The organism is Pararhodobacter sp. SW119 (assembly GCF_017811755.1).
Classification (GTDB): Bacteria; Pseudomonadota; Alphaproteobacteria; order Rhodobacterales; family Rhodobacteraceae; genus Pararhodobacter.
On the sequence record NZ_JADDJF010000012.1, the window covers coordinates 27,954 to 44,332 of the forward strand.

Annotated in this window: 20 protein-coding genes and 1 pseudogene; 12 read left to right on the forward strand and 9 right to left on the reverse strand. The window is 68.5% G+C overall.

Features of this window, described 5'->3' with window-relative positions:
- The first annotated feature begins 68 nt into the window (after nt 1–68).
- From IM708_RS09335 to IM708_RS09350, 4 genes and pseudogenes are all read left to right on the forward strand, one after another.
- Nucleotides 69–1,241 carry a lytic murein transglycosylase gene (locus IM708_RS09335; RefSeq protein WP_209426252.1) on the forward strand — a complete coding sequence of 391 codons (1,173 nt, stop codon included), beginning with the start codon at nt 69–71 and terminating at the stop codon, nt 1,239–1,241.
- A 134-nt stretch (nt 1,242–1,375) separates the two neighbouring features.
- The gene (locus tag IM708_RS09340) at nt 1,376–2,356 is read left to right on the forward strand and encodes a sodium-dependent bicarbonate transport family permease (protein ID WP_209426253.1); all 981 of its coding nucleotides are present in this window, start codon (nt 1,376–1,378) and stop codon (nt 2,354–2,356) included.
- Between the two features lie 3 nt (nt 2,357–2,359).
- Entirely contained in the window at nt 2,360–2,671 is a 312-nt protein-coding gene (locus IM708_RS09345) for a transcriptional regulator (RefSeq protein ID WP_209426254.1), read from the forward strand.
- Between the two features lie 46 nt (nt 2,672–2,717).
- A pseudogene (locus IM708_RS09350) lies at nt 2,718–2,957 on the forward strand (DUF2853 family protein); the annotation flags it as partial.
- Nucleotides 2,958–3,191: 234 nt separating this feature from the next.
- On the opposite strand, the gene zapE reads toward IM708_RS09350, so the two are convergent.
- A complete protein-coding gene (gene zapE / locus IM708_RS09355; RefSeq protein ID WP_209426255.1) occupies nt 3,192–4,289 on the reverse strand; it encodes a cell division protein ZapE in 1,098 nt (365 codons plus the stop codon).
- A 110-nt stretch (nt 4,290–4,399) separates the two neighbouring features.
- On the opposite strand from zapE, the gene sseA reads away from it, so the two are divergent.
- The 3 genes from sseA to IM708_RS09370 are packed head-to-tail and all read left to right on the forward strand — an operon-like array spanning nt 4,400 to nt 7,017.
- Nucleotides 4,400–5,251, forward strand: coding sequence for a 3-mercaptopyruvate sulfurtransferase (gene sseA / locus IM708_RS09360; protein WP_209426256.1), 852 nt, complete (start codon nt 4,400–4,402; stop codon nt 5,249–5,251).
- 3 nt (nt 5,252–5,254) lie between these two features.
- Nucleotides 5,255–5,821 carry a GNAT family N-acetyltransferase gene (locus IM708_RS09365; protein WP_209426257.1) on the forward strand — a complete coding sequence of 189 codons (567 nt, stop codon included), beginning with the start codon at nt 5,255–5,257 and terminating at the stop codon, nt 5,819–5,821.
- Between the two features lie 11 nt (nt 5,822–5,832).
- Nucleotides 5,833–7,017, forward strand: a complete 1,185-nt coding sequence (locus tag IM708_RS09370) for an amino acid aminotransferase (protein ID WP_209426258.1) — start codon at nt 5,833–5,835, stop codon at nt 7,015–7,017.
- Between the two features lie 174 nt (nt 7,018–7,191).
- On the opposite strand, the gene IM708_RS09375 is transcribed toward IM708_RS09370, so the two are convergent.
- From IM708_RS09375 to IM708_RS09390, 4 genes are all read right to left on the reverse strand, one after another.
- Nucleotides 7,192–7,647: a MarR family transcriptional regulator gene (locus tag IM708_RS09375; protein WP_209426259.1), complete on the reverse strand. Its 456-nt coding sequence runs from the start codon at nt 7,645–7,647 to the stop codon at nt 7,192–7,194.
- The gene (locus IM708_RS09380; protein WP_209426260.1) at nt 7,644–8,477 is read right to left on the reverse strand and encodes a carbon-nitrogen hydrolase family protein; all 834 of its coding nucleotides are present in this window, start codon (nt 8,475–8,477) and stop codon (nt 7,644–7,646) included. The genes IM708_RS09375 and IM708_RS09380 overlap by 4 nt, the downstream gene beginning before the upstream one ends.
- A gap of 3 nt (nt 8,478–8,480) precedes the next feature.
- Nucleotides 8,481–8,741 carry a glutaredoxin 3 gene (grxC, locus tag IM708_RS09385; protein ID WP_209426261.1) on the reverse strand — a complete coding sequence of 87 codons (261 nt, stop codon included), beginning with the start codon at nt 8,739–8,741 and terminating at the stop codon, nt 8,481–8,483.
- Nucleotides 8,742–8,820: 79 nt separating this feature from the next.
- Nucleotides 8,821–9,552, reverse strand: a complete 732-nt coding sequence (locus IM708_RS09390; protein ID WP_209426314.1) for a ComF family protein — start codon at nt 9,550–9,552, stop codon at nt 8,821–8,823.
- A gap of 89 nt (nt 9,553–9,641) precedes the next feature.
- Between IM708_RS09390 and IM708_RS09395 the strand changes: the two genes are divergently transcribed.
- The gene (locus tag IM708_RS09395) at nt 9,642–10,463 is read left to right on the forward strand and encodes a methyltransferase domain-containing protein (protein WP_245243099.1); all 822 of its coding nucleotides are present in this window, start codon (nt 9,642–9,644) and stop codon (nt 10,461–10,463) included.
- 93 nt (nt 10,464–10,556) lie between these two features.
- Nucleotides 10,557–11,675, forward strand: a complete 1,119-nt coding sequence (hemH, locus tag IM708_RS09400) for a ferrochelatase (protein ID WP_209426262.1) — start codon at nt 10,557–10,559, stop codon at nt 11,673–11,675.
- A gap of 343 nt (nt 11,676–12,018) precedes the next feature.
- Here hemH and IM708_RS09405 read toward each other — a convergent pair whose 3' ends face one another.
- Both IM708_RS09405 and IM708_RS09410 read right to left on the reverse strand, forming a co-directional pair.
- On the reverse strand, nt 12,019–12,195 hold the full coding sequence (locus tag IM708_RS09405; RefSeq protein ID WP_209426263.1) for a hypothetical protein: 177 nt from the start codon (nt 12,193–12,195) through the stop codon (nt 12,019–12,021).
- Nucleotides 12,196–12,347: 152 nt separating this feature from the next.
- A complete protein-coding gene (locus IM708_RS09410) occupies nt 12,348–12,959 on the reverse strand; it encodes a L,D-transpeptidase family protein (RefSeq protein WP_209426264.1) in 612 nt (203 codons plus the stop codon).
- Nucleotides 12,960–13,120: 161 nt separating this feature from the next.
- Between IM708_RS09410 and IM708_RS09415 the strand changes: the two genes are divergently transcribed.
- Nucleotides 13,121–13,663: a CAP domain-containing protein gene (locus IM708_RS09415; RefSeq protein ID WP_209426265.1), complete on the forward strand. Its 543-nt coding sequence runs from the start codon at nt 13,121–13,123 to the stop codon at nt 13,661–13,663.
- A gap of 4 nt (nt 13,664–13,667) precedes the next feature.
- Here the strand turns inward: IM708_RS09415 and IM708_RS09420 are convergent, their stop codons facing one another.
- Both IM708_RS09420 and IM708_RS09425 read right to left on the reverse strand, forming a co-directional pair.
- Nucleotides 13,668–14,165 carry a L,D-transpeptidase family protein gene (locus tag IM708_RS09420; RefSeq protein WP_209426266.1) on the reverse strand — a complete coding sequence of 166 codons (498 nt, stop codon included), beginning with the start codon at nt 14,163–14,165 and terminating at the stop codon, nt 13,668–13,670.
- 50 nt (nt 14,166–14,215) lie between these two features.
- Entirely contained in the window at nt 14,216–14,665 is a 450-nt protein-coding gene (locus tag IM708_RS09425; protein WP_209426267.1) for an NUDIX hydrolase, read from the reverse strand.
- Between the two features lie 107 nt (nt 14,666–14,772).
- On the opposite strand from IM708_RS09425, the gene IM708_RS09430 reads away from it, so the two are divergent.
- Complete coding sequence (locus IM708_RS09430; protein ID WP_209426268.1) at nt 14,773–15,789, forward strand: Hsp33 family molecular chaperone HslO; 1,017 nt, start codon at nt 14,773–14,775, stop codon at nt 15,787–15,789.
- On the forward strand, nt 15,773–16,366 hold the full coding sequence (locus tag IM708_RS09435; protein ID WP_209426269.1) for a CoA pyrophosphatase: 594 nt from the start codon (nt 15,773–15,775) through the stop codon (nt 16,364–16,366). Before IM708_RS09430 ends, IM708_RS09435 begins: the two co-directional genes overlap by 17 nt.
- Nucleotides 16,367–16,379: the final 13 nt, after the last annotated feature.

The window sequence follows — 16,379 nt, forward strand, 5'->3', positions numbered from 1 at the left end:
AGCCCCAGACGACGCTTGGAACCCGCGGCGGGGCTTGCTAGCCTTCCGAAAACATTCCGAGAGGTTCCATGCGCCAGTTCCTTCTTGCCGCCGTGCTGGCGGTGACCCCCCTGCCCGCCGCCGCGCAAGGCTGCGGCGGCCCCTTCGCCACCTTCGTCGAGGGGCTGAAGTCCGAAGCCGTCGCCCAGGGCCAGCCGCGCGAGGTCGTCGACCGCTTCTTCCGCTCCGTGCGTCAGGACCCCGCGGTGCTGCAGCGCGACCGCAGCCAGGGTTTCTTCACCCGCCCCTTCATCGACTTCTCGCGCCAGCTGATCAGCCAGGACCGCCTGACCCGCGGCCAGCGGATGCGCCAGCAACAGGCGGCGCTCTTCGACCGGGCGCGGCGCGACTATGGCGTGGCGCCGTCGATGCTGCTGGCCTTCCTCGCGTTCGAAACCGACTACGGCAGCTTCCAGGGCGATTTCAACACCGCCAACGCGCTGGTGACGCTCGCCCATGACTGCCGCCGGCCCGAGCTTTTCCGGCCGCAGGTCCTCGCCATGGTCGAGCTTTTTCGGCGCGGCATGCTCGACCCCGCCACCACCACCGGCGCTTGGGCGGGCGAGATCGGCATGGTGCAGATGCTGCCCTCCGACATCCTGCGCCTTGCGGTCGATGGCGACGGCGACGGGCGGATCGACCTGCGCCGCTCGCTCCCCGATGCCGTCCTGTCGGGCGCCGCACTTCTGCGCCACCACGGCTGGCGCGCGGGTGAGCCCTGGCTGCATGAGGTGCGCATCCCGCAGGGGCTGGACCTGACCCGCACCGGGCTTCGGACGCAGATGACGGTCGCCGACTGGCAGCGGCTGGGCGTGCAGCCGCGTCACGGCAGCCTGCCCGGCGGGTCCATGCGCGCCTCGGTCATCCTGCCGCAGGGGCATCGCGGGCCGGCCTTCATGGTCTTCCCGAACTTCCGCGTGCTCTTCGAATGGAACCAGAGCTTCACCTATGTCGTGACCGCGGCCTATTTCGCCACCCGCCTCGACGGGGCGCCGGTCTATGACGCGGGCAATCCGCAGCCGGGGCTGGACCGCGACCAGATGCGCGAGTTGCAGCGCCGGCTGCAGGCGCGGGGGCTCGACACCGGCGGGACGACCGGCATCCTCGGCGCCAACACCCGTGCCGCGGTGCAGGACACGCAGGCGCAGCTGGGCCTGCCCGCCGACGGCTGGCCAACGCCGGAACTGCTGCGCCGGCTCTAGGCCTGACGGGGGGCGCTGCCCCCCGGTCGCGCGACGCGCGACTCCCCCCGGGATATTTCCGGACAGATGAAGCGGCGGGCCTCTGGACCAGACGGCGCGCGGGCGCTATCGGGTGAGCGGTTCAGGGAGGGCGCATGGAGCAGATTCTCACGCTTGCCGGGCAGAACCTGCTGTCGCCGGTGATCCTTTTCTTCGTCCTCGGGCTGGGGGCGTCGCTGGCGCGCTCCGACCTGACCTTCCCCGAGGCCATCGCCAAGGGGATGTCGCTCTATCTTCTCTTCGCCATCGGCTTCAAGGGCGGCGCCAGCGTGGCGCAGCACGGCGCGGATCTGAGCCTGGGCCTGGCGGTGGTGGCGGGCGTCGTGCTGTCCTTCCTCTTGCCCTTCGTCGCCTTCGCGCTGCTGCGCGCGCTGGCGCGCGGGGTCTCGGTCACCGATGCGGCGGCGGTCGCCGGGCATTACGGATCGATCTCGATCGTGACCTTCGTCGCCGCGACCTCGCTGCTGACTGCCAGCGGCATCGCCTACGAAGGCTACATGGTTGCCGTCGCCGCGGCGATGGAGGCGCCCGCCATCGTTTCGGCGCTGTGGCTGGCGACGCGCGGCGGCGCCGGCGGCAAGGTGGACGGCGACCTCTGGCGCGAGATATTGCTCAACGGCTCCATCGTGCTGCTCTTGGGTGCCTTCGCCATCGGCTGGATCACCGGCGAGCGCGGCATGGCCGAGATCGCGCCCTTCATCGAGGCGCCGTTCAAAGGGGTGCTCTGCCTGTTCCTTCTGGACATGGGCATCGTCGCGGGGCGGGAGTTGCGCGCCGCGGGCCGCGTGGTGACGCCGGGCGTGGTGGCCTTCGGGCTGGTCATGCCGTTGGTCGGCGCAGCCTTCGGGCTGGCTGCCGGTCTGGCGCTGGGACTGGCGGCTGGCGGCGTCGCGGTGATGATGACGCTCTCGGCCTCGGCCAGCTATATCGCGGTGCCCGCGGCGATGCGCGTGGCGCTGCCCAGGGCCAACCCGGCGCTCTACCTGACGCTGGCGCTGGGGATTACCTTTCCCTTCAACCTGACACTGGGCATTCCGCTTTACATGGCGCTCGCCCAGTCGCTGACCGGAGGCTGAACGATGCAGATGCATGATGCCAGGCGTGTGGAGGTCATCATCGAGGGGGTGATGGAAAAGCAGGTCACCCGCGCGCTGGAGGAGGCCGGGGTGACCGGATTCACCATCCTGCCGGTCCTCGGTGGATCGGGCCGGTCGGGCCGCTGGACGCGCGAGGGGACGGTCGGGCGCGGCACCGGCATGATCGCGGTGATCTGCCTGATCGCACCCGACCGGCTCGATGCGCTGCTCGAAGCGCTGTTTCCGGTCCTGAACGACCATATCGGCGTGGTCAGCGTGACCGACACCCATATCCTGCGCGCCGAGCGGTTCTGACCGCGCTCTTGCGATCACGGGACCGGCCCGCCAGACTTGCCCGGCGGGCTGCGGGCCATCGATCCACGACGCCGACGACAATACCGTCGCCGCGTCGCAGAAGACCGAACTGGAAACGGTGAAGAAGAACTACCGGATGGGCAAGCTGGGTCTGCCGGACGGGCAGGAACCCGACGCCGCCATCGACATGGTGGTGGAAACCTTTGGTCGGTCCGAGCGCAACAAGTATCGCGCGGTGGTCTACTATCGGCTCCGCCATTTCGGCAAGGAAGCGGCCTACGGCTGAAAACGGTGGGTCCGCGGCAGACCCACCGCAATTGCTTAAAATCGCAGGAATTTGCCATTTGCCGAGGGCCTCCGCTTCTGGCAATGTCGCTGAGTGGGCCAGGACGGTCCGGACCAATTCCTGTTACACGTGTGGTGCGAAGGGCGCGTGGGAAGGTGGGGGGTTCCGGGCGGTCGGAGCCCCCCATCGCTTTTTCCGCACCCTCTCCGAACCCCACGCCTCGCGTCTGCCGCGTCAGTCCGCCTTGCGATCGCTCCCCCAGTCGGCCGCCTGCATCTCGCGCAAGCGGCTGGCCGTGCGCTCGAACTCGAACGCGCCCGCACCTTCCAGATAAAGTTCCTCGGGCGCATCCGCGGCGCTGGCGATCAGCCGCACCCGCGCCTCGTAGAGCGTGTCGATCAGCGTGACGAACCGCTTGGCCTCGTTGTAGTTTGCTGCCGAAAGCCGCGGGATGTGCTCCAGAATCAGCAGCCGCAGGTTGCGCGCGATCTCCAGGTAGTCGGCAGGGCCCAGCGGACGGCCGCACAACTCCCAGAAATCCGCGCGGGCGACGCCGTTGTGATGGCGCGGCAGCTCCACCGTCCGGCCCTGCACCGTCAGCACCAGCGGCGCGCCCGGGTCGGCGCCGGTCAGCTCCTGCCACAACGTATCGATCGCGTCGCGCGCCGTCGCGTCGGCGGGATGGAAATAGACCTGCGCCCCCTCCAGCCGGTGCTGGCGGTAGTCGGTCTCGCTTTCCAGCTCCATCACCTGCATCCGCGCGCGCAGCAACTCGATGAACGGCACGAACAGCGCCCGGTTCAGCCCGTGCTTGTACAGATCCTCGGGCGGGCGGTTCGACGTGGCGATCACGATCACCCCCGCTGCGAACAGCTTCTCGAACAGCCGGCCGACGATCATCGCATCGGTGATGTCGGTGATCTGCATCTCGTCGAAGGCCAGCAGCCGCACCCTTGCGATCACCGCCTGCGCCACCGGCTCCAGCGCGTCCTCCACCCCGCGCTTGCGGGCGGCGTGCATGCCGGCATGGACCTCCTGCATGAAGCCGTGGAAATGCACGCGCCGCTTGTCGGGGATATCCACCGCCGCGGCAAATAGGTCCATCAGCATCGACTTGCCGCGCCCGACCCCGCCCCAGAGATAAAGGCCCATCGGCCCCGCCGGCTCGGACTTGCCGAAAAGCCCCGACAGCAGCCGCTTCTTCGGCGGCGGCGCCTCCAGCCGGGCGCGAAACGCCTCCAGGATCGGCAGCACCGCCCGCTGCGCGGCATCGGCGCGGTACGCCCCCTCGGCGACGCGGGCATCGTAGATCTGGGTCAGGCTGCGGCGCATGGCCTTTCCTAGCTTGCCGCCGGGGCGGGGAAAAGCCCGCACTTGCCTGTGCGCCCCCCGGCCGTTACCAGTGGTCAGATGCCGCCCCGCCCGCGATGAAGGAACAGCCCATGGCCGCCGACGATCCCCGTACGCTTGTCTCGACCGACTGGCTCGCCGCGCATCTGTCCGACCCTGATCTGCGCATCCTCGACGGTTCCTACTACCTGCCGCAGATGGGCCGCGACGCCCGCGCCGAATACGCCGAAGGCCACATCCCCGGCGCGCGCTTCTTCGACATCGACGAGGTCTCGGACCACCGCTCGGACCTGCCGCACATGGCCCCCCCGCCCGAGAAGTTCATCAGCCGGATGCGCGCGATGGGCGTCGGCGATGGGCATCAGGTCGTGGTCTACGACGGCATGGGCATCTTTTCGGCCGCGCGCGTCTGGTGGACCTTCCGGCTGATGGGCAAGACCGATGTCGCCGTCCTCGACGGCGGCCTGCCCAAGTGGAAGGCCGAGGGGCGCCCGCTCGAGGATATGCCCCCCGTCGTGCGCGACCGCCACATCACCGTCCAGCGCCAGGCGCATCTGGTGCGCGACGTCGCGCAGGTCGCCGCCGCGTCCAAGCTGGGCGACTGGCAGATCGTCGACGCCCGTTCCGCCGACCGCTTCCGCGGCGACGCCGAGGAACCGCGCGCCGGCCTGCGCGCCGGGCACATCCCGAATTCGCTCAACCTGCCCTTCGGCCAGCTTTTCGACGCCGACGGCACGATGAAGGATGCGGACGGCCTGCGCGCAGCCTTCGACCAGGCCGGCGTCGACCTCGACCGCCCGGTGATCACCAGTTGCGGCTCCGGCGTCACCGCGGCGATCCTGAGCCTGGCGCTGGAGCGTCTTGGCCACCCGAAACATTCGCTCTACGACGGGTCCTGGACCGAATGGGGCATGTATCCGGACCTGCCCATCGGAAAGGGCTGAACCATGCCTGCCCACCGCGCCGGCGAGCGGGTCGATTACCGCGTCACATGGCTCGAGATGGCGGCGCGGCCGCGGTTCGACTGGCCGAAGCTGCCCGTCGGCCGCGAGGCCCTGCTTCTGCGCGCCGAGGCGCCGCCGCGCTGGTATCTGCTCTCGCTCTACGACTCGGTCGGGCGCGACCATGCCTGGACCGACCTGCACAACGCCCCGACCGAGGAACTGGAGGCGTGGCTGGCCGACCCCGATGTCGCGCTCTTCACGCTGATGGGGCAGGGCTGGCCGCAGGGTTTCTTCCTGCTCGACTGGCGCACCAAAGGGATCTGCGACCTCGCCTATTTCGGCCTCGTGCCCGAGGTGGTGGGCCGCGGCCTCGGCAGTTGGCTTCTGCAAAGCGCCATCCTCTCCGGCTGGGCCCGCGAGGGGGTCGCGAAGATGACCGTCAACACCTGCACGCTCGATCACCCCCGGGCCCTGATCCAGTATCAGCGCTTCGGCTTCGCGCCGGTCCGGACCGAGGTGCATTCCCGCGTTCTGCAACGCGATCACGTCTTCCAACAGCCGCTGCTGTGAAAGGAGTCTCCATGTTCCAGTCGCTCAAGACCCCAGCCCCCGACGCGATCCTGCAGGTGATGCAGATGTTCCGCGACGACCCGCGCGCAGACAAGGTGGACCTCGGCGTCGGCGTCTACCGCGACGACAGCGGCAACACGCCGGTGATGCGCGCCGTGAAAGCCGCCGAGGCGCATCTGCTGAAGACCCAGGACACCAAGACCTACACCGCCCTCGCCGGCGATCCCGCCTATCACGCCGCGATGGCAGCGCTGCTGCTGGGCGATACGGTCGCAGACGACCAGATCGCCGCCGCCGCCACGACCGGCGGCACCGGCGCGGTGCGGCTGGTGATGGAACTGATCCGCACCGCCCGGCCCGACGCCACGGTCTGGATCTCGCAGCCGACCTGGCCCAACCACACGCTTCTGGCCAAGGTCGTGGGTGTGGCGCAGAAGGGCTATCGCTATTACGACGCCGCCGAAGGCGCGCTGGACCACGCCGGCATGATGGAAGACCTTCAGGCGGCGAAGCCCGGCGATGTCGTCCTGCTGCACGGCTGTTGCCACAACCCCACCGGCGCCGATTTCACCGCGCAGGACTGGTCGGCGATGGCCGATTTCCTGACCGAGCGCGACCTGACCCCCTTCGTCGACATCGCCTATCAGGGCTTCGGCGCCGGGGTCGAGGCCGACGCCGCGGGCCTGCGCCTCCTGGCCGAGCGTGTGCCGCGGGTCCTGATCGCGGCCTCCGCGGCCAAGAACTTCGGCCTCTACCGGGACCGCGCCGGCATCGCGCTGGTCGTCTGCGACGCAAAGGAACGCACGGCGGTGCAGGCCACGCTGGCCGGTCTCAACCGCGCCTCGATCAGCTTCCCGCCCGACCACGGCGCGCGTGTCGTCACCACCATCCTGGACGACCCGGCGATGAAGGCGGATTGGCTGGAAGAACTGGAAGAGATGCGCAACCGCATCGCCGGGCTGCGCCGGTCGCTGGCCAACGCGCTGCGGCGGGAAACCGGCTCCGACCGTTTCGGCCAGCTTGCCGCGCAGCAGGGCATGTTCTCGGTCCTCGGCGGCAGCGAGGCGCAGATCGCCCGCCTGCGCGAGGAATTCGGCGTTTACGTCGTCGGCGGCGGGCGGCTCAACGTCGCCGGCCTGACCGAAGAAAGCGTACCGCGCGTCGCCCGCGCACTGGCCAAGGCGCTGGCCGACTGATCCCCACCGGCCGCACCATCGCGGCCTGAGTTCGGTTGCCAGGAGCGCGGCACGTTCGCGGCCGGGAGGGTTAAAATCCGATAAACAAAAAAACCGTTGTCGTTCTTTATCAAAGACTTTCGCGATTGCTCAAGCTTGAGCAGCCTGGCCGGATCGCCCCCGGCGACGGCCTTTTCACTCGATGCTGCGCGCCTCCAACATCGCCCGCAACTCGCGCAGCACCGGGATCACCGCCCGCACCCGGTCGCGGCCCAGCTTGCGCGCCAGTTCCACGATGATCGGCGCGATGGCGTGCAGCGCCGCATCCCGCGCCGCCTTACCCGAGGGGCTGATCGACACGAACTTGCGCCGCGCATCTTCCCAGTCGGGGCGGATATGCACATGCCCCGCCCATTGCAGCTTGGCCAGCGTGTTGCTCATCGCGCCGCGGGTGACGTGAAAGGCCCGCGCCAGCTGCGCCGGCGTGCGCTCCTCCTGCAGCCGGGCAAGGTGGTTGAGCACGGTGAAATGCGACAACTCCATCCCCCTCGGCAGCACCTTGGACAGCCGCGCGCGCGCCAGTTGGTCGGCCATGAACAACTCGGCGAAAAGCGCGACGGCCAGCGTGTCCTCGGTCGCGCCTGAACTCATCCCGGCGCGTCCCAGGGACGGTCGTGCCGCAGCGACGGCACCCGCGCACGCGCCGAACGCACCGCATCGAGGTCCAGATCGACATGGATCAACCCCGGCTCGGTCCCGGCATCGGCCAGAACCTCGCCCCACGGCGCAACAGCCATCGCATGCCCCCAGGTCCGACGCTCCCGCCCGCCCGACGCCGGGTGCGTGCCGGTCTGCGCCGGCGCCAGCACATAGCACCCCGTCTCGATCGCGCGGGCGCGCAGCAGCACCTCCCAGTGCGCCGCGCCGGTCACCGGGCTGAACGCCGCCGGCACCGTCAGCACCTCGGCCCCGGCCTGCGCCAGCGCGCGATAAAGCTGCGGAAACCGGATATCGTAGCAGACCGTCATCCCCACCGCCGCGAAAGGCGTCGCCGCCAGAACCGCCCGGTCCCCCGGACGGATCCCGGCCGACTCGCGATAGGTCTCGGTCTCCGAAACCTCGACATCGAACATGTGGATCTTGTCGTAGCGCGCCACAATGTCGCCGCCCGGCGAAATCAGGAACGACCGGTTCGCGAAGCGGCCATCCGGGTCGCGCGTCTTCAGCACCAGCGATCCGACAAGCAGCCAGACCCCCGCGCGCGCCGCCTCCTCGCGCAGCATCGCAAGGGTCGGATCGTCTTCCTCCAGGCTCAGGACCTGCGCCTGATGCGTCCGGCTCGACGACACGCAATTCGTCACCTCTGGCGTCAGCACAAAACCGGCGCCGCCAGCGACGGCCCTGCGTACCGCGTCGCGGATCATCGGCAGGTTCGCCTGCGGATCATCGCTCGATGTGATCTGCAGCAGTCCCGCGCGCATCGCTCAGCCGCCGTTCAGCAGCGGATCCAACCCGCCGGCGCGGTCCAGCGCATAAAGCTCGTCACAGCCGCCGACATGCGTCTCGCCCACGAAGATTTGCGGCACAGTGCGCCGACCACCGGCGCGACCGACCATCTCCGCCCGGCGGGTCGGTTCGGTCGCCAGGTCGATCTCGGAAAAGGCGACACCCTTTTCGCGCAGCAGTCGCTTGGCGGCATGGCAATAGCCGCAAAGCGGCGTGGTATAGATTTCAACGGCCTGCATTCCGACAACTCCACAACCTCGCGTAGGATGTAGTCCGGATGCGCGCGCAGGGGAACCCTTCAGGCCGCCGCGGCACGTTTCAATCGGTCTCCTCGCGCCCGACACGGGCAAGCGCGATGACATCCACGGCATCGGCGCCGGCCTTGAAACAGGCCTCGCTCGCCGCGGCCAGCGTCGCGCCCGAGGTCATCACGTCGTCCACCAGCAGCACATGCCGCCCCGCAATGCGCGGCGACCGGGAGGGACGGGCAACGATCGCCCCGTGCAGATTGGCAAAGCGGTCGGCCCGGCTGCGACCGTCCTGATTGCCCGTATGACGGTTTCGGATCAGAAGATCCGGCACCAGTTCGGCCCCCGTCTCATGCGCCAGGGCCGCGGCCAGCAAGGCCGACTGGTTGTAGCGCCGCCGGAACAACCGCCACCAATGCAACGGTACCGGCGCGATCACGCTGTCGGGTCGCAGCAACGGTCGCGCCACGCGCGCCATCCACCGCCCCGCGGGTGCGGCGACGTCGTGCCGGTCGCCGTACTTCAGCCCAAGGACCAGCCGCCGCGCGCCGCCCCCGTAGAGCAGGACCGCCCGCCCCCGTCCCCAGGGGCGCGCTATGGTCAGGCAATCGTCGCAGAGGACAGCCGTCGCGCTTTCGCCGGGCAGCGGAATGCCGCATTTGTCGCAGGCCAGCCCGTGGATCAACCGAACATCCGGCCAACAAGCGGGGCAAAGCGTGCCTTCCTCGGCGACCGGGGTCTCACAGGTCAGGCATTGCGGCGGATAGACGACACGCAACGCCCCGCGCAGGACCGGACCCAGCCGCTCGAGGGCTGCCATCCGCAGTGCATTTCCGGCCATTCGCGCCCCTTTCCTGACCCGTTGCCCTTGACTTCGCGGCCCGGACTGCCATGACCAAGACCATGACCCCCGCCCTGACCGACCGGACCCGCCTTGCCGCGCAGCGCCGCCGCGCCGCACGGACGGCGGACCTGTTCCTGCACCAGGACACCGCCGACGAGGTCGAGGAGAGGCTTAAAGAAGTTAACAGGTCCTTTACCGACCCCGCCGTGATCACGCCCTTTCCGCGCATCTGGCAAAGCCGAATTCCCGGCGCGCGCATCGTCGGGGACGAGCCGGTACTGGCGCTCGAACCGGGTGCGCATGATCTGGTGATCCACGCGCTGACCTTGCACTGGGCCGACGATCCGCTGGGACAGATCATCCAGTGCCGCCGCGCCTTGCGGCCCGATGGCCTGCTCATTGCCGCGCTTTTCGGCGGACAGACGCTGCACGAACTGCGCACCGCGCTGGCACAGGCGGAAAGCGACCTGCTGGGCGGGTTGTCCCCCCGGGTGCTGCCGATGGGCGAGATCCGGGATCTCGGGGGGCTCTTGCAACGTGCCGGGTTGGCGCTGCCGGTCGCCGACAGTGTCAAGCGCCGCGTGCTCTACCGTGATCTGCGCCACCTCGTCGCGGATCTGCGCGGCATGGGCGAGGGAAATGCGCTGGCCAGCCGGCATCGCGCACCGCTGCCGCGCGCCGTTCTGACGCGGGCCGAGACGATTTATCGCAGCCAGTGGGGCGACGCGGAGGGTCGACTGCCGGCCACGATCGAGACAGTCTTCCTGACCGGCTGGGCGCCCGCCGACACACAGCCGAAGCCCCTGCGCCCCGGCTCGGCCGCCTCCCGCCTTGCCGAGGCGCTTGGTACCGCCGAGGAGCCGCTTTAACCCGCACCCCCGCGCCGCGTGACCGGCGCGAGGGATTGAACCCGCGGCGCGCGCCGCTACCTGAGCCGAAAGTTGCCAAGGACCATGCCCGCCATGCTTGATGCACAGCCCGCCCCGAAACCGGCCCCCGCGCAGGCCGGGGCCTGCCCCGTTCACAAGGACACCCCCGGCAGCGGACGCCTGGCACATGCACCGGCGGACCATCCGGCGGTGACGCGCGCCAGGACCGGCATCCTGTTGGCCAATCTCGGCACCCCCGACAACTACGACTACTGGTCGATGCGGCGCTACCTGAACGAGTTTCTGTCGGACCGCCGCGTGATCGATTATTCGCCGTTCCTCTGGCAGCCGCTTCTGCAACTGGTGATCCTGACCAAGCGGCCCTTCACCTCGGGCGCGAACTACAAATCGATCTGGAACCACGACAAGGGCGAAAGCCCGCTGATGACGATCACCAAGGACCAGACCGCCCGCATCGCCGAACGGATGACCGAACGCTTCGGCGGCGAGGTCGTGGTCGATTTCTGCATGCGCTACGGCAACCCCTCGACCGACTCGAAGGTCCGCGCGCTGGTCGAGGCGGGCTGCGAGCGCATCCTCTTCTTCCCGCTCTATCCGCATTACGCCGGCGCCACCTCGGCCACGGCCTGCGACCAGTTCTTCCGCGCGCTGATGAAGGAAAAATGGCAACCCGCAGCGCGCACCGTCGCGCCCTATTTCGACCATCCCCTCTACATCGAGGCCCTGGCGCAGTCGGTGCAGAAAGCCTGGGATGCCGCCGCGGAAAAGCCCGAGGTGCTGGTCGCGTCCTACCACGGCATGCCGAAGCGCTACCTGATGGAGGGCGATCCCTATCACTGCCAGTGCGCCAAGACGACACGGCTGCTGCGCGAGCGGCTGGGGTGGGAGAAGGACAAGGTCCAGACCACCTTCCAGTCGGTCTTCGGGTCAGAGGAGTGGCTGCGGCCCTACACGGTCGACCATGTCGCGGAACTGGCGAAGCAGGGGGTGAAGCGGCTGGCGGTGATCGCGCCGGCATTTTCGGCCGACTGCATCGAGACGCTGGAAGAGATCAACGAGGAGATCCGCGAAAGCTTCGAGGAGGCCGGCGGCGAGCAGTTCACCTATATCCCCTGCCTCAATGATGACGCCGCGCATGTCGACGCGCTTTGCGCGGTGATCGAGGACAATCTGGCCGGCTGGACGCGCTAAATCCGGCGCCCGATCCGGCCTTTTTGCGCCGGATCGGCGCGTTTTCAGGGGCGGTCCGCTAGCGGACCGACGGATAAACCGCTGATATCGCCAGACAAAGCCTGAAAAATTAACCGAATTTCAACCTCCGCCGCCAGCCTGTCTGGTGGTCTACCGGCGTTGTCCGCCACGGTACGGATCAAATGCCGGTCCGGGGGCCGATCGCGGGGCTGTTGGACCGGCCGATACCCCGCCGAACGGCGCGCGACGCTGTCGCTGTCGGTCGGAACGCGGTTGGGGGGGCGGGCATGAGAAAAGGGCGCGGGTCAGACCCGCGCCCTTTTCGTGTCCCGAAGGACCTGGATCAGCGCAGCGCGACCACGGCGGCGACCAGCAGCAGGAGCGGGATGATGATCCCGGCTGCCGACGACGTCGAGTGCTCGACGATGACCTCGGGCTCGATGATCGGATCGGCCAGAGCGCCAGCCATGGCAGCACCACCAACAACGGCGAACAGCGCGGCAAGAGCAAGTTTCTTCATTTCAACCTCCAGTAATTGCGCAACATCGCCTCACAAGGCGATGACGATGCAGAGCAGTCAAGACGACAGATCGTCCTATTCCTGAAAACACCGCAACCCGCAAAAAGCAACGGGAGTCTGCGGCAGACAGGGGTACTTTCCCAGTCATGTCGTCAAATTAGCAACACCTGTGTGCCCACGCGGGCATAGCTGAAAAGCTCCTGGATATGATTGTTGTAAAGCCCGATGCAGCCGTTCGACGAGCGTCGCCCGATCTTCCGGGTATCGTTCGTTCCGTGCACCCGGTAATATTGCCACGACAGGTAAAGCGCGTGCGTTCCCAACGGGTTGTCGGGACCGGGCGGCACGTAGGGCGGCCATTCGGGGTTGCGCCGCCGCATGTTGGGCGTAGGCGACCAGCTGGGGCCGACCACCTTCTGCACGACCCGCGTGCGCCCGCGCCGCGTCATCTCCTCGGTCATCGGGACCGAGGAGGGATAGATGCGATAGACGCTCTGGTCGGCGGACCAGAAGTGCACGCAGCGGCTCTGCGTGTCGCACAGGATCGCGCCGCCCCGCAGGCTGGAAAAATGGTCGCGCCAGCGCCGCGTGGTGAAGCTCATGATGTTGCGCTGCACGATCTCGCGCACCGGGGTTTCGAGTTCGGTGCTGTTGGCCATGGCGGACTGCGCCCAGACCGCTGGCGCCGCCAGTACACCCCCTGCGGCAGCACCCGCCGCCAGAAACACGCGCCGGCTGAGGCGCCCGGTCGATTCGTTGCTCATTCCTTGCCCCCCCAGGTCGGAACCCGTGAATTCTATGGCGAATCTGCCGCGCCGGCAACTTTTACGGAACCGCTCACGCCGAGTTGCGTTTGAATCTCGTGTTGCAAGCCGTTAAGGCGTGCCAGTCCGGTTACGGAAAACCAGTCGCCAACGGAATTGCCATGACCAATCCTCTTCTGCCTGTCGTTTCGGTCGCCCTGGCGGCGCTTGCTGCCTGTGCGCCCACCACCGGTGGCATGCGCCTCGGCCCTGATGGGCGACCGGTGCCCACCGTCTACCGCATCGGCGCCGGCGACGGCCCGCGTGTCCAGGCGCGTATGCGCGACGGCATCAATGCCGCGCGGGCGCGGCGCGGCCTGCGCCCCGTTCAGCTCAACGACCGGCTGTCATCGGCGGCGGCGGCGCATGCGCGCGACATGTCGCGCCAAGGGCGTCCGTGGCATTTCGGCTCGGACGGCTCCTCGCCCATCGACCGGGCGAATCGGGCGGGCTATGGCGGGCGCTTCCTGGGCGAGCTGATCTCGGAAACCTTCGAGACGGAACTGGAAACGCTGACCGCCTGGCTGGAAGCGCGGGAAACCCGCGGCCTGCTGCTCGACCCGCAGATGAACGAGATCGGCTTCGCCTGGTATCAGGAAACGAACGGCAAGCTGTGGTGGGCATTGACCACCGGCGCCGCGTCGACGCCGATGGCCGGCCTCTGAGGGGTCACGGCAGGATCGTGATCGGCGTGCCGTCGCGGATCATGGAATAGATCACTTCGATCTCGCGGTCGCCGACCGCGATGCAGCCATCCGTCCAGTCGCCGCGCGCGCGCCGATGGTTCGGCCCGCGCCCGTGGATGAAGATGTCGCCGCCGGCATTGACGCCCCGCGCCGCCGCGAATTCGATGTCCTGCTCGTTGGGGTAGGAAATGCCCAGCGACAGGTGGAAGCGCGAGCGCGGATTGCGCCGGTCGATCGTGTATTCGCCCTCGGGCGTGCGGCGGTCGCCGCGCTGCTGCTTGTGACCGTTGGGATAGCCCAGTTGCACCCGGTAGCTTTTCAGCACCTGGTCGTGGTGCATCAGGTGCATGTAGCGCGAGTTTTTCTCAACGATGACGCGCGTCACCTCGGGCCCGTCATAGGTCAGAAAGCGCGGCCCGCTTGAACAGCCGGCCAAGGCCAGCGCCAGAAGCGCCGCAAGAAATACGCGAATCACCCACATGTCCCGGTCTGCCTGTCTTGTTTTTTCTTTTGATGCCGAATCAGAGCCGTTCAGGAAAGAATTTTTCGCATCACCCCAATGACAAATGCGGCATCGCCGGGGTTTCCGACCTGTCGCGCGGCGTCCGCTGGGTGCAGCCAGTGGGCGCTGTGGCCGGGCTCGGACGGCGGGGCGATCGGGCGCAGGGGCCGGGCCAGGTAGATCGTGCACAGCTTTTCCGCCCAGAGGTCGTATTCCGGCATGTAGGTGAACCGCCGGAACGCTCCCAGCCGGCGCTGCGGCGCAATCCGCCAGCCGGTTTCCTCGCGCACCTCGCGGTGGAGGGCCTGCAACGGGCTTTCGCCGGGGTCGATCCCGCCGCCGGGCAGCTGGAACTCCGGGTGCGGTTCGGTCTGATGCGTCAGCAGGATGCGCCCGTCGCGCCAGAGCACCCCGTAGACGCCGTGCCGGCGGCGGTAGCGGCGGCCGGTCTCGGGCGGCTCGCCATAGCGTGGGATCATGGGCTTACCTCGGGCAGCGGGTGGGCGGTCGCGGGCTTGCCCCTTGGACCGGCGTCCTCACTTCCTATATGCAGGACTTGATTCCAAGCCCTGAACGAAGGCCCGTCATGACCCTCGGTGCGCAAATCGCCTGGGACGACACCGTCCTGCCCTTCCAGCTTGACCGCAGCGACATCCGCGGTCGTGTCGTCCGTCTGGACGGCGTCCTGCAGCGCGTGCTGAGCCAGCACGACTACCCCACGCCGATCGAGGCGCTGGTGGCCGAGGCCGCGCTGCTGACCGCGATGATCGGCCAGACCATGAAGCTACGCTGGCGGCTGTCGCTGCAGATCCGCGGCAACGGGCCGGCGCGGCTGATCGCGACCGACTACTTCGCCCCGGACGAGGCCGGCAACCCGGCCCGGATCCGCGGCTATGCCAGCTTCGACCGCGACCGACTGGACCCCGGCGCCGACCCGTTCAGCCAGATCGGCGAGGGGTATTTCGCGCTGATCATCGACCAGGGCCGCGACATGAGCCCCTACCAGGGGATCACGCCCATCTCCGGCGGCTCGCTGTCGGCCTGCGCCGAGACCTACTTCGCCCAGTCCGAACAGTTGCCGACCCGTTTCGCCACCGGCTTCGGCCGCTCGCGCCTGCCCGGCCGGGACGAATTGTGGCGCGGCGGCGGGGTGATGCTGCAGCATCTGCCCAAGGCCTCGCCCCACGCGACCGGCGGGGCCACCGGCGAAGGCGGTTTGCTGGCGCCCGAAGACGTGCTCGACGGCGACGAGGCCGAGAACTGGAACCGCGCCAACCTGCTGCTCGACACGGTGGAGGAGATCGAACTGATCGGCCCCTCGGTCCAGTCGACGGACCTGCTGCTGCGCCTCTTCCACGAGGAAGCGCCGCGCGTCTTCGATGCGCAGGCCCTCGCCTTCGGCTGCACCTGTTCCGAGGAGAAGGTGCGCCAGTCGCTGTCGATCTACTCGGCCAAGGACATCGCCACGATGACCACGGACGCGGGCACGGTGACCGCCGACTGCCAGTTCTGCGGCGCGCATTACATCCTCGACCCGGCAACCCTGGGATTCGAGGCCAGCAAGCCCACGGGCGATGGAACCGAGCATGGACCTGACGCCTGAACGGTTGCGCGCGGCGCTGACGGGTCCCGGCACGGGATCGTCCGATTTCGACCTGAATCCGGGCTACCGGCTGCCGGCCGGGCGCAAGCTGCGCCCGGCCGCGGTCCTCATCGCGATCGGCGCGGGCACGGGGGGCGCGTCCGTACTGCTGACCAAGCGCGCCTCGGGGCTTCGGGATCATGCCGGCCAGATCTCTCTGCCCGGCGGCAAGATCGACCCCGGCGACGCCGACGCCACCGCCGCCGCCCTGCGCGAGGCCGAGGAGGAAGTGGGCCTGCACCGTGGTCTGGTCGAACCCCTGGGCCATCTGCCCACGCACGAGACCGTCACCGGCTATACCGTGACGCCCGTGCTGGCCCGCGTCACCGCCCCCTTCCAGCCCTTCCCGCAGGAGGCCGAGGTCGAGGAGGCGTTCTTCGTCCCGCTCGCCCATCTGGCCGATCCCGGCCGCTACCGGGTCGAAAGGCGGCTTTGGCTGGGCCAGTGGCGCAGCTACTATGTCGTCCCGTGGGGGCCCTATTACATCTGGGGGGCGACGGCGCGGATGCTGCGCCAACTGGCCGAAAGACTGGCATGAGGGCGGTCGAAGC